General features: G+C 52.7%; 11 protein-coding genes. 9 read left to right on the top strand and 2 right to left on the bottom strand.

Going from position 1 to position 15940, the window contains the following annotated elements:
* Nucleotides 1-131 precede the first annotated feature (131 nt).
* A complete protein-coding gene (locus OB87_RS02185) occupies nucleotides 132-1967 on the top strand; it encodes an SLC13 family permease (protein ID WP_200884259.1) in 1836 nt (611 codons plus the stop codon).
* Nucleotides 1968-2039: 72 nt separating this feature from the next.
* Here OB87_RS02185 and yfbR read toward each other — a convergent pair whose 3' ends face one another.
* The gene (gene yfbR / locus OB87_RS02180) at nucleotides 2040-2639 is read right to left on the bottom strand and encodes a 5'-deoxynucleotidase (protein ID WP_033567779.1); all 600 of its coding nucleotides are present in this window, start codon (nucleotides 2637-2639) and stop codon (nucleotides 2040-2042) included.
* 144 nt (nucleotides 2640-2783) lie between these two features.
* Entirely contained in the window at nucleotides 2784-3998 is a 1215-nt protein-coding gene (locus OB87_RS02175) for a pyridoxal phosphate-dependent aminotransferase (protein ID WP_033567778.1), read from the bottom strand.
* A 1591-nt stretch (nucleotides 3999-5589) separates the two neighbouring features.
* Here OB87_RS02175 and lrhA point away from each other — a divergent pair.
* The 8 genes from lrhA (at nucleotide 5590) to nuoH (ending at nucleotide 15933) form a co-directional block, all read left to right on the top strand.
* Nucleotides 5590-6540, top strand: coding sequence for a transcriptional regulator LrhA (gene lrhA, locus OB87_RS02170; protein WP_033567777.1), 951 nt, complete (start codon nucleotides 5590-5592; stop codon nucleotides 6538-6540).
* Nucleotides 6541-7189: 649 nt separating this feature from the next.
* A complete protein-coding gene (locus OB87_RS02165) occupies nucleotides 7190-7633 on the top strand; it encodes an NADH-quinone oxidoreductase subunit A (RefSeq protein ID WP_033567776.1) in 444 nt (147 codons plus the stop codon).
* 18 nt (nucleotides 7634-7651) lie between these two features.
* Nucleotides 7652-8326 (top strand): NuoB/complex I 20 kDa subunit family protein, encoded by a 675-nt coding sequence (locus OB87_RS02160; RefSeq protein ID WP_033567775.1) that lies wholly within the window; start codon nucleotides 7652-7654, stop codon nucleotides 8324-8326.
* A 117-nt stretch (nucleotides 8327-8443) separates the two neighbouring features.
* On the top strand, nucleotides 8444-10243 hold the full coding sequence (gene nuoC / locus OB87_RS02155) for an NADH-quinone oxidoreductase subunit C/D (RefSeq protein ID WP_033567774.1): 1800 nt from the start codon (nucleotides 8444-8446) through the stop codon (nucleotides 10241-10243).
* 2 nt (nucleotides 10244-10245) lie between these two features.
* A complete protein-coding gene (nuoE, locus tag OB87_RS02150) occupies nucleotides 10246-10776 on the top strand; it encodes an NADH-quinone oxidoreductase subunit NuoE (protein WP_033567773.1) in 531 nt (176 codons plus the stop codon).
* A complete protein-coding gene (nuoF, locus tag OB87_RS02145) occupies nucleotides 10773-12122 on the top strand; it encodes an NADH-quinone oxidoreductase subunit NuoF (protein WP_033567772.1) in 1350 nt (449 codons plus the stop codon). The genes nuoE and nuoF overlap by 4 nt, the downstream gene beginning before the upstream one ends.
* Nucleotides 12123-12235: 113 nt before the next feature.
* Nucleotides 12236-14962, top strand: coding sequence for an NADH-quinone oxidoreductase subunit NuoG (gene nuoG, locus OB87_RS02140; RefSeq protein WP_033567973.1), 2727 nt, complete (start codon nucleotides 12236-12238; stop codon nucleotides 14960-14962).
* Complete coding sequence (gene nuoH, locus OB87_RS02135; RefSeq protein WP_033567771.1) at nucleotides 14959-15933, top strand: NADH-quinone oxidoreductase subunit NuoH; 975 nt, start codon at nucleotides 14959-14961, stop codon at nucleotides 15931-15933. Before nuoG ends, nuoH begins: the two co-directional genes overlap by 4 nt.
* The last annotated feature ends 7 nt before the right edge of the window (nucleotides 15934-15940 follow it).

Below are 15940 nucleotides of genomic sequence, written 5' to 3'. Positions count from 1 at the left end.
AAACCTGATCAAAACCCTGCTTTGTCAGGGTTTTTTTATGGCATTCTGATTATCAGCGGTTTTTCTATGGGATGTGTATTCCTGTTGGAATACTGCTTGATAAATAAGGAGTGTTAACGTCAGGAGGGGGCATGTTGAGCAGTTCTCTGGTCTGGGTTGTCATGCTGCTATTGATTGCCATTGTGCTGTTTGCTACCAGCAAACTGCGCATGGATGTGATTGCGTTGCTGGTGATAGTCGCTTTCGTGCTAAGTGGGACACTGACGTTACAGGAGGCGCTGATTGGTTTCAGCGATCCGAACGTATTCTTGATTGCTGCATTGTTTGTGATTGGCGAAGGTTTAGTGCGAACCGGGGTGGCTTATCAGGTCGGCGATTGGTTAATGCGCGTGGCCGGACAGAGTGAAACCCGCCTGTTGATTTTGCTGATGTGCACCGTGGCACTGCTAGGTGCCTTCATGAGTTCGACCGGCGTGGTGGCTATTTTTATTCCGGTGGTGCTGAATGTCGCCGCACGAATGAAAACCACCCCGGCTCGATTGATGATGCCGCTGGCTTTCGCTGGGCTTATCAGCGGCATGATGACGTTGGTGGCGACGCCGCCCAATATGGTCGTCAGCAGTGAACTGATGCGTACCGGTATGGCTGGGTTCAGCTTTTTCAGCGTTACGCCCATTGGTGTAGTGGTGTTGTTGATAGGCATCGCGTATATGCTGGTAGCCCGCTTTTGGTTGACCACGACGGACAGCGATAGCCTAAAGGATGGGTGGAAACGCAAAACGTTTCGTGACCTGATCCGGGAATACCGACTGACCGGACGGGCGCGCCGACTGGCGATCCGCACCGGTTCACCGCTGATCGGTCAGCGTTTGGATGATTTGCAATTACGTCAGCGCTACGGTGCTAATGTGGTGGGGATTGAGCGCTGGCAGAAATTCCGGCGCATTATGGTCAGCGTCAGCGGCAATAGTGAATTACGATTGAATGATGTGTTGCTGATCGATATGTCGGCATCAGAGGTGGATCTGCGCGAGTTTTGCGCCACCCAGCGTTTGGAGCCGATGGTACTGCGTGGCGAGTATTTCTCTGAACAGGCACGGGATGTGGGAATGGCAGAAGTGTCGTTAATTCCTGACTCCGGGCTGTTGGGTAAAACGTTGCAGGAGGCTTTGTTTCGCAGCCGCTACGGATTAACGGTGGTGGGCATCCGCCGTGACGGTGAGGCGCTGGAGGGTACGCTGGCTGACGAAGCCCTGAAGCTGGGAGATATTCTTCTGGTGATTGGTGACTGGAAAAATATCCGTCTGCTGCACCAGCATAAGCGTCATTTTATTGTGCTCAACCTGCCCGCAGAGGTGGATGAAGTCGCGCCAGCCAGCAATCAGGCACCCCATGCACTGTTTTGTCTGGCGTTAATGGTGGCGATGATGCTTACCGATGAAATCCCCAACGCTATCGCTGCATTGATCGCCTGTCTGCTGATGGGGCAGTTTCGCTGTATTGACATGGAAAGCGCCTATCGAGCTGTGCACTGGCCGAGTCTTATCCTGATTGTAGGGATGATGCCGTTTGCCCTGGCGTTACAGCAAACCGGCGGCGTGGCGTTGGTCGTCAAAGGGTTGATGGAAATAGGTGGTGATGCGGGTCCACATATCATGCTGGTATGCTTGTTCCTGCTATGTGCATTGACGGGGTTGTTCATTTCTAATACGGCGACGGCGGTGCTGATGGCACCGATTGCGGTAGCAGCGGCAGAGCAGATGCAAGTTTCACCGTATCCTTTTGCGATGATTATCGCCATTGCCGCTTCCGCTGCGTTTATGACGCCGGTTTCTTCGCCGGTGAATACGTTAGTGCTGGCACCTGGAGGATATCGTTTTAGTGATTTTGTCCGAGTTGGCGTGCCGTTCACGTTGTTGGTGATGGCGGTCAGCGTGGTGATGGTGCCGTGGCTGTACCCATTTTAAATGCAGACACAAAGAACAAGACAGCCTGGCAGACCCGCTGTCAGGCCGTGTACTGTGTCAATTGACCGCTGGCTAAAGCGGTGACTCCTGGCTAATTTCATCTAACGACAGGCTGAAGCTTGGAATAAACACCGTCATGAAATAATCCATTTCTGGGCTCTGGCGCTGCTGAAGCGTCTTTTCCAGTCGAGCTTTAGCCAGCAAGAATTCATTATTACCAGCCGACAGTTCCTCCAGGCATTTCAGGTACGCGCAAAGCGCATCCGCCTGTTTCACGATAGCGTGCTCTTCCTCACTGATATGGGATTCATCCAACAATGGGCTGAAGTCCTGCTGCAATTCGGCAGGCAGCATTGCAATCAGGTTCTGGCGGGCAATCTTCTCAATCTTCTTGTATTCGTGGGCAATCTGCGCGTTGTAATACTTGATGGGGGTGGGCATGTCGCCGGTCAGCACTTCACTGGCGTCATGGTACATTGCCAGCAGGGAAATGCGGCCAACATTGAGATTGCCGTTGAATTTGCGATTTTTGATCACCGCGAGAGCATGGGCGACAAAGGCTACCTGCAGGCTGTGTTCGGAGACGTTTTCAGTCCGGACATTGCGCATCAGCGGCCAGCGGCTAATCAGTTTCAGGCGGGACAAGTGGGCGAAGAAATGACTTTGAACCATAAGTGTCTCTCGGTGTACAGCGTTAGGGATTCATTGTGGCGGCTCCGACATCAAGAAGCAAATCAGACCGGAGATAGCGGAAAAGGGTACTGGCTGGGGTAATAAAGGAGTCCGGCACCAGTGCGGCACCGGACATCATCCTGATTACTGGTGATAACCTTCCAGGAAACGGCCAAATTTATTGACGGCCATTTCCAGCTCGTCAACACGCGGCAGGGTGACGATACGCAAGTGATCTGGCTCTGGCCAGTTGAAGGCAGTGCCTTGCACCAGCAGTACTTTTTCTTGTAACAGCAGGTCCAAGACCAGCTTCTGGTCGTCATGAATATTGAAGCGTTTGGCGTCAATTCGGGGGAACATATACAGCGCCCCACTCGGTTTGACACAAGACACACCGGGAATCTGGTTAATCAGCTCCCAGGCGCGATTACGCTGCTCGTATAGACGCCCGCCCGGATGGATGAACTCGCTGATGCTTTGGTAACCGCCCAGTGCGGTCTGAATCGCATGTTGCATTGGCACGTTGGCACACAGACGCATCGACGCCAGCATCTCCAGCCCTTCAATGTAACCGCGGGCGTGCTTCTTCGGCCCGTTAAGTACCATCCAACCCTGGCGGAATCCGGCCACGCGATAGGTTTTGGACAAACCGTTAAAGGTGACGGTTAGCAGGTCAGGTGCCAGCGCGGCAATGGAGTGATGCTGGGCCTCATCATAGAGAATCTTGTCGTAGATCTCGTCAGCAAAAATGATCAAGTTATGCTGACGGGCAATCTCGACCACTTCCAGCAACAGTTCTTTGCTGTATACCGCCCCGGTCGGGTTATTGGGGTTGATGATCACGATCCCGCGGGTACGAGGGGTGATTTTACTGCGAATGTCATCCAGATCTGGGAACCAGCCAGCCTCTTCGTCACAGCGGTAATGCACCGCATGACCACTGGAAAGCGATACCGCCGCGGTCCACAACGGGTAATCCGGCGCTGGCACCAGCATTTCGTCACCGGTATTCAGTAATGCCTGCATCGACTGGACGATCAGTTCGGAAACGCCGTTGCCGATATAGACGTCTTCCAGCGTGACGTCGCGCATATCACGAGCCTGATAGTGTTGTACGATGGCTTTACGGGCGGAATAGAGCCCTTTGGAATCGCAGTAGCCTTGTGCTGTTGGCAGATTGCGGATGACATCCACCAGAATTTCATCCGGCGCATCAAACCCAAAAGGTGCCGGGTTGCCGATGTTCAGCTTGAGTACCTTGTTACCTTCTTCTTCCAGCCGTTTGGCTTCTTTTAGTACCGGACCACGAATATCGTAACAAACGTTTTCCAGTTTTTTCGATTTTTCTATCGGTGACATTTAACAAACCTTTTACAGGATCCTATTCCTGATGAGTAATCGCCTAACCTGTCTAATGTACTCTTCCCGCCGTGCGTTTTGAAGAATCATTACTATGGCTGTGAAGTCGGTTCCAGATAGCGCCCAGAACAGTGCAATAAATGCCGTCATTGTTAATGATGTGTGATTGAATTGTGATGGCTGTTTTATTTTTAAACCTAATACTGAGAGCGAGATCCATAAAATAGTCTCTGGTGCCACTAATTTATCCCGCCAGATCGCATGACGAAGCATTAATCATGTATCAAATGAGGCCACCGAGAATAATCGCAGCAGCAATTGAGGTATTTTTTATGCCCGTTTCAAGCACTGAAACCGGTATCATAAAATGGTGACCGCCGTAAGCGTTATAAAAACCATTTTTAAAATACGGTAATGGAAGAGGGGTGAGAGAAAGTTTCTCGATGGAAAATTAGGGCGGTGTTTCTTCTTCGGAAAAATAAAATGCAGACAACACGCTGATAAATAGAACATGGCGTTATTTAAGTAAGTGATGAAAAGTTCATAGGGAGAATAAAAAGGATGGGGTATATCTCATCGCTGATCAGAGATTTGCAGTCTGGAGGAAATCGCTCCGAGTAACTTCATGAAAATTTATGTTACATGTGATATCCTTTCGCGTCATTTAATAAATTTACAAAAATATAGTAATCCTTACATAAAAACTGAGTCACGTAGTGATAGTAACTCACTGTATTAAGTGGGTTTGCGGCTGAGTTGTGCCAGTTCTGGCTTGAGCGCTATCACTTGGGGCAGTGAAGGGATAGTGAAGTGGATTCATCAGATGACTTGATGGTTTTTATGTTTGAATTAAAACGGGATTTCAAATTGAATAGTGTGATTTGAGAGTTTGTTGATGTTTTAAACGCAATGTTTTTTTCAAGCAAACAAAGAATCAATGATGCACGAAGTATGCGCTAAAAGTGAAAAATAAGAGAATTCGTTTATTTTGATGCGTAGGCATCGTAACGTAAGTGCAATCAAAATCTTATATCTCCCTTTGTAAATTTCCGACGAAGTGAGACGGCTGGTTTTCTTTTGATTTTTATTTTATTATCTAAAATAAATAAAGAGGTTCTTTTTGAAAGTCTGATTACGTAATAAGATGCTTAAATAAGGAGGCTGAGGGAAGAGGCGATTCGGACATAAGGAATATATACCCAAATAATTCGAGTTGTAGGACAACCGGCTGGCGTGTTGAACAATGCAACGCATTGGCACTTTAGGGCAAGGTTCATAAGAGCCTTGTGACGCGGCAACCGAGAGAATCCCCAAGAGCTTACATCAGTAAGTGACTGGGGTGAGTGACAATTGGCGTAAGCCGATTTGAACGTTGCTGGCAGCAGCCCCGAAGGGGAGAGGCCCATGAAATGGACCGAGTAACGCAGCCAACGCACCTGCAACTTGAAGTATGACGGGGATACGTAGCCTTTTGCCGTAACCGTTCGTCTGCGATACTGTCCGTCTTTTATTGTGCGTCCGGCCCTTGCCGGGCACGACATCAACACCAGGTATGTTTGTTAAAAATTAAAATAGATAAGTGAAGAACCGTATGACAAATACAAGTCGCCCTGTCCTCAACCTTGATCTCGATCTGTTGAGAACGTTCGTCGCCGTTGCAGATTTGAATACGTTTGCAGCTGCCGCTGTGGCTGTGTGTAGAACACAGTCGGCAGTGAGCCAACAGATGCAGCGTCTGGAACAATTGATTGGTAAGGAGCTGTTTGCCCGCCACGGGCGAAACAAGCTGTTGACCGAACATGGCATCCAGTTTCTTGGGTATGCCAGAAAAATCTTGCAGTTTAATGATGAGGCCTGTGCCTCGCTGATGTACAGCGATATTCAGGGTACGCTGACTATCGGCGCGTCTGATGACACGGCGGATACCATCCTGCCTTTCATCTTGCAGCGTGTTACGACCGTATTCCCGAAACTGTCGATTGCCGTCAGTATCAAACGCAGCGCAGAAATGACGGATATGCTGCAACAAGGGAAAATTGATCTGGTCATTTCTACGAGTAATAGTGACGATTTGCCATATGTGCTGCTGCGCACATCACCGACATTATGGTACTGCTCGGCTGATTATCAGTACCAGTCGGGTGAGACTGTTTCGCTGGTGGTGCTGGATGAGCCGAGTCCGTTCCGCTCGCTGGCGCTGGAGCAACTGACCGCAGCGGGTATTCCGTGGAAGATCTCTTATGTTGCTTCTACGTTATCTGCAGTACGTGCAGCGGTAAAAGCCGGTCTTGGGGTCACCGTGCGTTCGGTAGAAATGATGAGCCCGGAACTGCGCGTGCTGGGTGAAGAGGAAGGTCTGCCGAAACTGCCTGATACTCGTTATTATCTGTGCAGGAATCCGGACCACGATAACGAGCTGACCAATGCCATTTTCAGCGCTATTGAATCCGGCACTCGTTCGCATTTGCTGCCGGTTAGTGCTGGCGCGGAAAACGATACACGGGAACCGCCGACAGACGAATCATTAAAAGATGTTACCTGAATATAGACATAGCGGGGTGAAGAGCCCCGCTATGGCTTTCATCTTCTAGCCAACCTTTTCTGTGTAGTTTCTCTCGTCATGTCTGGCCTATTCACTTCCTGCTTCCTTTCTCGTCCAGACTTCCTGTCTATTCCATGCTGCTTATCACGCTGTTTGTGTTCTTTTTTTATTAAAACCGCATTTCTATTTTTTTAAAGTCATGTTGACCGAATGAAAAGAGCAATGGTTGAGCAATTGACGTAATTTTTTTACTAACATAAATGAAAAAAGTGTGCCCTGGATCAAAAAATACCCCTATTAACACTATGGGGGAACAGGAATTCTTGCCGAAAATGTTATAGTCACCCTGCCAATAAGGGCTTTGCGTGGCTGGAATCGTTAACGTGAAGCGATTGACTGACTCGATTTAGTCACCGTGTTGCACACAAAATGTTAACGAAACTACGTGCATGTAAAGTAATGTGCTGTTATTTTTAGTGACGTTGAAAATAAGGTTACATAACAGGGAATCAGGCCGCATTAAACAGCCGCTTAACCTTATAAGTTGTGGTGTTTTTGTGGCGAAAAATCCTTCCTTTTAATCGATGTGGCGACGAACTGCCGACACAAAGAGCAGGTGTCCGCTCACTTTTGATGAGTAAGCAAGAGTATGTCAACAACTACTGAAGTCCTCGCCCATCACTGGGCCTTTGCGCTATTCGTTATCGTTGCTGTAGGTCTCTGCGGCTTTATGCTGCTCGGCGGCTTCCTGTTGGGAGGCAGGGCCCGAGCCAGACACAAAAACATTCCTTATGAATCAGGTATCGATTCCGTTGGCTCCGCACGGTTGCGTCTCTCCGCCAAATTTTACCTGGTCGCTATGTTTTTCGTTATTTTCGACGTTGAAGCCCTCTATCTCTACGCTTGGTCCGTATCTATTCGGGAAAGCGGCTGGATAGGCTTCGTCGAGGCCACAATTTTCATTTTGGTGTTGTTGGCTGGTTTGATCTATCTGGTGCGTATCGGCGCGTTGGACTGGACGCCGACGCGTTCCAAGAGACAAGTCGTGAAATCCAATGTCGTGACTCAGACCACCAACACTCATCAGCAGTAATAGCGAGGCATTTAGAAGATGGATTATACGCTCACCCGCATTGACCCGGACGGTGAGAACGACCGTTACCCCCTCCAGAAGCAAGAGATTGTCAGCGATCCGCTTGAGCAGCATGTCAATCGCAGCGTTTTCATGGGCAACCTCGAACAGTCGCTGCACAGCATGGTCAACTGGGGGCGCAGCAATTCCCTGTGGCCTTATAACTTCGGTCTTTCTTGCTGTTATGTGGAAATGGCGACGTCGTTTACTTCTGTACATGACGTTGCGCGTTTTGGTTCCGAAGTTATCCGTGCCTCACCACGTCAGGCGGACTTCATGGTTGTGGCTGGTACGCCATTTTTGAAAATGGCACCGGTCATTCAGCGTTTGTACGACCAGATGCTGGCACCAAAATGGGTAATTTCCATGGGGGCCTGTGCGAATTCCGGCGGTATGTACGATATTTATTCCGTGGTGCAAGGCGTGGACAAGTTCCTGCCGGTTGATGTGTACATCCCAGGATGCCCACCGCGTCCGGAAGCCTACATGCAAGCGCTGCTGCTGCTTAAAGAGTCCATCGGTAAGGAACGCCGCCCTCTGTCATGGGTGGTAGGCGATCAGGGGGTTTACCGCGCCAATATGGAATCCGAGCGCGAACGTAAACGGGGAGAACGCATTGCGGTAACCAATCTGCGTTCTCCTGATGAGATTTGACCCTGTGAGTGAAGGCTGTAGTGGCTACGTAAAATCACGATAAATTCATATCACGATAAATCGTGTGTAGCCATTATCAGTCACAGAAATAGCACGTTTACTGTGGTGACATAATTTATGACAGATTTAACGACGCACGATGTCGCTCTGCCTGCGTGGCAAACCCGTGATCATCTGGATGATCCGGTGGTCAGCGAGCTGTGTAACCGTTTTGGACCGGAAGCATTCACCGTTCAGGCAACCCGTACTGGTTTACCGGTGGTTTGGGTGAAGCGCGAGCAGTTGCTGGACGTAGTGGCTTTTCTGAAAAAACAGCCCAAACCTTATGTGATGCTACTTGACCTGCATGGTGTCGATGAACGCCTGCGTACTCATCGCCAGGGTTTGCCGGACGCTGATTTCACCGTTTTCTATCACCTGATTTCGATTGAGCGCAACCGCGATATCATGCTGAAGGTGGCACTGTCGGAAAACGATCTGAATATGCCGACCCTGACCAAACTGTTTCCCAACGCTAACTGGTACGAACGTGAAGTGTGGGACATGTTTGGCATCACCTTCAAAGGGCACCCGCATCTGACGCGTATCATGATGCCGCAGACCTGGCAGGGGCATCCGTTGCGTAAGGATTTCCCGGCGCGTGCTACCGAGTTCGATCCTTTCGTGCTGACCAAGCAGCGCGAGGATATGGAGATGGAGTCCCTGACCTTCAAACCAGAAGAGTGGGGGATGAAGCGCGGTACGAATAACGAAGACTTCATGTTCCTGAACCTGGGGCCGAACCACCCGTCTGCGCATGGTGCCTTCCGTATCATTCTGCAGCTCGACGGTGAAGAGATTGTCGATTGTATCCCTGATATCGGCTATCACCACCGCGGCGCGGAAAAAATGGGTGAGCGCCAATCCTGGCATAGCTACATCCCTTATACCGACCGTATCGAGTACCTCGGCGGTTGCGTGAATGAAATGCCGTATGTACTGGCGGTGGAAAAACTGGCTGGTATTGAGGTGCCGGAGCGCGTGAAGGTTATCCGCGTCATGCTGTCCGAATTGTTCCGTATCAACAGTCACCTGCTGTACATCAGTACCTTTATTCAGGACGTCGGCGCGATGACGCCGGTGTTCTTTGCGTTTACTGATCGTCAGAAAATCTACGATCTGGTGGAAGCGATTACTGGCTACCGTATGCATCCGGCCTGGTTCCGCATCGGCGGCGTGGCGCACGATCTGCCGCGTGGCTGGGAACGACTGCTGCGTGAATTCCTGGACTGGATGCCAGCACGTTTGGACACCTACATCAAGGCGGCGTTGCAAAACAGCATCCTGAAAGGGCGTTCACAAGGTGTTGCGGCTTATAACGCCAAAGAAGCGCTGGAGTGGGGCGTGACCGGTGCTGGTCTGCGCGCTACCGGCATCGCATTCGACGTGCGTAAATCACGGCCTTACTCCGGCTATGAAAACTTCGACTTTGAGGTGCCGGTAGGTGATGGCATCAGCGACTGCTACAGCCGTGTGATGCTGAAAGTGGAAGAGCTGCGTCAGAGTATGCGTATTCTGGAACAATGCCTGAAGAATATGCCGGAAGGCCCGTTCAAGGCCGACCATCCGCTGACCACACCGCCGCCGAAAGAGCGTACGCTTCAACACATTGAAACGCTGATTAACCACTTCCTGCAGGTTTCCTGGGGGCCGGTGATGCCTGCTAACGAGTCATTCCAGATGATCGAGGCCACTAAAGGGGTTAACAGTTACTACCTGACCAGTGACGGCAGCACCATGAGCTACCGCACCCGTATTCGCACGCCGAGTTTCCCGCACCTGCAACAGATTCCGTCGGTGATTCGCGGCTGCCTGGTATCCGACTTGATCGTATACCTCGGTAGTATTGATTTTGTCATGTCAGATGTGGACCGCTAATTATGCACGAACATAACAACACTCAGGATTCGATCGATGCTCCGGCGCAGGCCGCCAGCGATGTTTTTGTGTTAAGTGACACAGAGCGTGACGCTATCGAGCATGAAAAACACCACTATGAAGATGCACGCGCTGCGTCTATTGAAGCGCTGAAGATTGTACAGAAACAGCGTGGCTGGGTGCCGGATGGTGCGATTGATGCGATTGCCGAGATTCTTGGCATTCCTGCCAGCGACGTGGAAGGCGTGGCGACATTCTACAGTCAGATCTTCCGTCAGCCGGTCGGGCGTCATGTGATTCGTTACTGCGACAGCGTAGTGTGTCATATCACAGGTTATCAGGGGATCCAGGCGGCGCTGGAAAGAAAGCTGAATATCAAGCCGGGTCAGACTACTTTTGATGGCCGTTTCACGCTGCTGCCGACCTGCTGTCTGGGTAACTGCGACAAGGGGCCGACCATGATGATCGACGAAGACACCCACAGTCAGCTGAAGCCTGATGATATCGATTCGTTACTGGAGCAGTATCAATGAGTAAAAACATTGTTCTGACGGCTGAACAGCATCCTTTAACCTGGCGTCTGCGTGCAGACAAGCAGCCGGTATGGCTGGACGAATACCGCAGCAAAAATGGCTATGCCGGTGCCCAAAAGGCGCTGACCGGTATGGCGCAGGATGCGGTCGTCAACCTGGTTAAAGATGCCGGTTTGCGTGGTCGCGGCGGTGCAGGCTTCTCCACGGGTCTTAAGTGGAGCCTGATGCCGAAAGATGAAAGCATGAATATCCGCTATCTGCTGTGCAACGCGGATGAAATGGAGCCGGGTACATACAAAGACCGCCTGCTGATGGAGCAGATGCCGCATTTGCTGGTGGAAGGTATGCTTATCGGCGCTTATGCGTTGAAAGCCTATCGCGGTTATATTTTCCTGCGTGGCGAATACATTGAAGCGGCGGCGAATTTGCGTCGTGCTATTGCTGAAGCGACAGAAGCCGGGCTGCTTGGCAAAAACATCATGGGCACCGGCTTTAATTTTGAGCTGTTTGTGCACACCGGTGCCGGTCGTTACATCTGTGGTGAAGAAACTGCACTGATCAACTCGCTGGAAGGTCGTCGCGCCAATCCGCGCTCCAAACCGCCGTTCCCGGCTTCCGCTGGCGTATGGGGTAAACCCACCTGCGTAAACAACGTGGAAACGCTGTGTAACGTGCCTGCCATCATTGAGCATGGTGTGGAATGGTATCAGGGACTGTCTGCCGGTAAGAGTAAAGACGCGGGCACCAAACTGATGGGTTTCTCCGGCCGGGTGAACAATCCTGGGCTCTGGGAATTACCGTTCGGCACCACCGCCCGTGAAATTCTGGAAGATTACGCTGGCGGGATGCGTGATGGCCTGACATTGAAAGCCTGGCAACCCGGTGGGGCTGGTACAGACTTCCTGACCGATGCGCACCTGGATCTGCCGATGGATTTCGAAAACATCGGTAAGGCGGGGAGTCGTTTGGGTACAGCGTTGGCGATGGCGGTCGACAATGAAATCAACATGGTATCGCTGACGCGCAACCTGGAAGAGTTTTTCGCTCGTGAATCTTGTGGCTGGTGTACGCCGTGCCGCGATGGTTTGCCGTGGAGCGTCAAGATTCTGCGTGCGCTTGAGCGTGGGGAAGGGCAACCGGGCGACATTGAAACGCTGGAGCAGTTGTGCCGCTTCCTGGGGCCGGGCAATACCTTCTGCGCCCATGCGCCGGGGGCGGTCGAACCGCTGCAGAGCGCCATTAAATATTTCCGGGACGAATTCGAGGCAGGCATCGCCAGACAGGTTGTCAGTAATGCCAAACCGATTGGTGGCATTCAGCCCAACCTGCTGAAACAGCGCTGGTAATCGTGCAATTCGGCGTGTTGAGCATCACGCCGGAGTTAACGCCGATTCATCCCGCAGACAGAATTTTTGATTAGTGCCCGCCCGAGGCGGGCTGTTATGGAAGCATGCTGACTATGGCAACGATTCATGTAGACGGCAAAGAATATGAAGTGGACGGAGCGGATAACCTGCTGCAGGCTTGTCTGTCTCTGGGACTTGATATTCCCTACTTTTGCTGGCACCCGGCGCTGGGGAGCGTCGGTGCTTGTCGCCTGTGTGCGGTCAAGCAGTACCAGAACGCGGAAGATACCCGTGGTCGTCTGGTAATGTCCTGTATGACGCCTGCGTCGGATGGCACCTTTATTGCCATTGACGATGACGAGGCAAAGCAGTTCCGCAAGACGATTGTTGAATTCCTGATGACCAACCACCCCCACGACTGTCCGGTTTGTGAGGAAGGGGGCAACTGTCATCTGCAGGACATGACCGTAATGACGGGACACAACTTCCGTCGTTACCGTTTCACCAAGCGTACACACCACAATCAGGACCTCGGCCCGTTCATCTCCCACGAAATGAACCGCTGTATTGCCTGTTACCGTTGCGTGCGGTACTACAAGGATTATGCCGACGGTAAAGACCTGGGTGTTTACGGCGCGCATGACAACGTGTATTTCGGCCGTCCAGAAGATGGCGTGTTGGAAAGTGAATTTTCCGGCAACCTGGTGGAAGTCTGCCCGACTGGGGTCTTCACCGATAAGACTCACTCCGAACGTTATAACCGCAAGTGGGATATGCAGTTCGCGCCCAGCATTTGCCAGCAGTGCAGCGTGGGTTGTAATACCAGCCCAGGTGAGCGTTATGGCGAATTGCGCCGCATCGAAAACCGCTATAACGGCAGCGTAAACCACTATTTTCTGTGCGACCGCGGCCGTTTTGGTTACGGCTACGTCAACCTGAAAGACCGTCCGCGTCAGCCGCTGCAACGCCGCGGTGATGACTGGATTGCGCTGAACGCCGAGCAGGCGTTGCAGGGCGCGGCCGATGTGCTGCGTCAGGCGAAAAAAGTGATTGGTATCGGATCGCCGCGCGCCAGTGTGGAAAGTAACTTCGCATTGCGTGAACTGGTCGGTGCCGACAATTTTTACACGGGTGTCTCTCAGGCAGAGCAACAGCGCTTGCAACTGATGCTTAAAGTGCTGAAAGAGAGCGGAGTGCATACGCCGTCTCTGCGTGAAATCGAAGGCTATGATGCTGTGCTAGTGCTGGGCGAAGATCTGACCCAGACCGGCGCGCGTATTGCATTGGCTGTGCGCCAAGCTGTGAAAGGTAAAGCCCGTGAAATGGCGGCGGCCCAGAAAGTGGCCGACTGGCAGATTGCAGCGATCCTGAACATCGGTCAGCACGCTAAACACCCGCTGTTCGTCACCAACGTCGACAGCACCCGTTTGGACGATATCGCCGCCTGGAATTACCGCGCGCCGGTAGCAGAGCAGGCCAGATTGGGTTTTGCCATCGCTCACGCGCTCGACAATGCCGCACCAGCGGTCAGCGATTTGTCGGCAGACCTCAGCCAGAAAGTGGACGTGATTGTTCAGGCGCTGGCTGGCGCACGTAAACCGCTGATTATCTCCGGCACCAACGCGGGCAGCGATGATGTGATCGCCGCCGCCGCTAACGTCGCCAAAGCGCTGAAAGGCCGTGGCTCCGATGTCGGCATTACCTTTGTGGCGGCTTCAGCCAACAGCATGGGCGTAACCATGATGGGCGGTGGTTCGCTGGATGAAGCACTGTCGCAACTGGAAACCGGCGACGCTGACAGTGTAGTGGTATTGGAAAACGACCTGTATCGCCATGCACCGGCCGCTCGTGTGGATGCGGCGCTGGCGAAGGCTGCCAACCTGATTGTGCTGGATCATCAGCGCACCGCGATCATGGATAAGGCTGGCCTGGTGCTGTCTTCCGCCAGCTTTGCGGAAAGTGACGGCACGCTCGTCAATCAGGAAGGCCGAGCTCAGCGTTTCTTCCAGGTTTATGACCCGACTTACTACGACAGTAAAGTGGTCATGCTGGAAAGCTGGCGCTGGTTGCACTCCCTTTACATCACCTACAACAGCCGTCAGGTGGACTGGACACAGCTGGACCATGTAATTGACGCTTGCGTTAACGCGTTGCCGCAACTGGCTGCGATCAAAGACGCCGCGCCGGATGCATCGTTCCGTGTCAAGGGCCAGAAACTGGCGCGTGAACCGCATCGTTATAGTGGTCGTACCGCCATGCGCGCCAACATCAGCGTGCATGAGCCGCGTCAGCCGCAGGATAAGGACACCATGTTTACCTTCTCGATGGAAGGGAACAACAGTCCGCTGGCTGAGCGTCAGCAGGTGCCGTTTGCCTGGGCACCGGGCTGGAACTCACCACAGGCGTGGAACAAATTCCAGGATGAAGTGGGTGGGCATCTGCGCCACGGTGATCCGGGTGTCCGCCTGATCGAGGCTGGTGAAGGTTCGCTGGCCTATTTCAGCCAGATTCCCGCACCGTTTGTCCCGCAACAGGGTCAATGGCAGGTTGCGCCTTACTACAACCTGTTCGGCAGTGATGAGCTGTCGCAGCGCTCCGGCGTTATCCAGCAGCGTATGCCGCAGGCTTGCGCGGTAGTGAATCAGGCTGATGCCGCATTGCTGGGCGTCAATACCGGTGCACTGCTGGACATTACCTGTGGTGGTCAGACGCTGCGTCTGCCGGTGCGTCTGAGCACCGAGCTGCGTCAAGGCCAGGTTGGTTTGCCGCTGGGCTTTCCGGGGATTGCTCCGGTGCTGGCGGGCGCGACCGTTGAAATGCTGCGGGAGGCTGCGCAATGAGTTGGTTGACTCCGGAAGTACTGGACATTCTGGCCACCGTCGGCAAAGCGATCGTGATTCTGTTGGTCGTGGTGAGCTGCGGCGCGCTCATGAGTATGGGGGAGCGCCGTCTGCTGGCGCTGTTCCAGGGGCGTTACGGGCCTAACCGCGTGGGCTGGGGTGGTTCGCTCCAACTGGTGGCGGACATGCTCAAGATGTTCTTCAAGGAAGACTGGACGCCGCCGTTTGCCGACAAGGTGATTTTCACCCTGGCACCGGTGATTGCCTTTACTTCGCTGTTGCTGTCGTTCGCCATCGTACCGGTCAGTCCGACCTGGCAGGTGGTTAACCTGAACATCGGGGTGCTGTTCTTCCTGATGATGGCGGGTCTGGCGGTTTACGCTGTGCTGTTCGCCGGTTGGTCCAGTAACAACAAATATTCGCTGCTGGGGGCGGTGCGTGCTTCTGCGCAAACGCTAAGTTATGAAGTGTTCCTCGGGTTGTCCCTGATGGGCGTAGTGGCGCAGGCGGGGTCGTTCAACATGGCCGATATCGTCAATGCGCAGTCCACGGTGTGGAACGTTGTCCCGCAGTTCTTTGGTTTTATTACCTTTGCGATCGCGGGTGTCGCGGTGTGTCACCGTCATCCGTTCGACCAGCCAGAAGCCGAGCAGGAACTGGCGGATGGTTACCACATCGAATACGCCGGGATGAAGTTCGGTCTGTTCTTCGTTGGCGAATATATCGGTATCGTGACGGTTTCCGCGTTGATCGTGACGCTGTTCTTCGGTGGTTGGCACGGACCTTTCCTGCCGCCGTTCGTCTGGTTTGCGTTGAAGACGGCGTTTTTCATGATGATGTTCATCCTGATTCGTGCGTCGTTGCCTCGTCCGCGTTATGACCAGGTAATGGCATTCGGCTGGCGGGTGTGTCTGCCGCTGACGCTGCTGAACCTGCTGGCGACCGCCGCAGTCATTCTGTACAACGCTTGATAAGGGT

The sequence above is a fragment of the Dickeya undicola genome (assembly GCF_000784735.1).
In the GTDB taxonomy this organism is placed as follows: domain Bacteria; phylum Pseudomonadota; class Gammaproteobacteria; order Enterobacterales; family Enterobacteriaceae; genus Dickeya; species Dickeya undicola.
The sequence above is the reverse complement of the archived record's forward strand: the minus strand, read 5'-3'. Positions and strand labels throughout refer to the sequence as shown.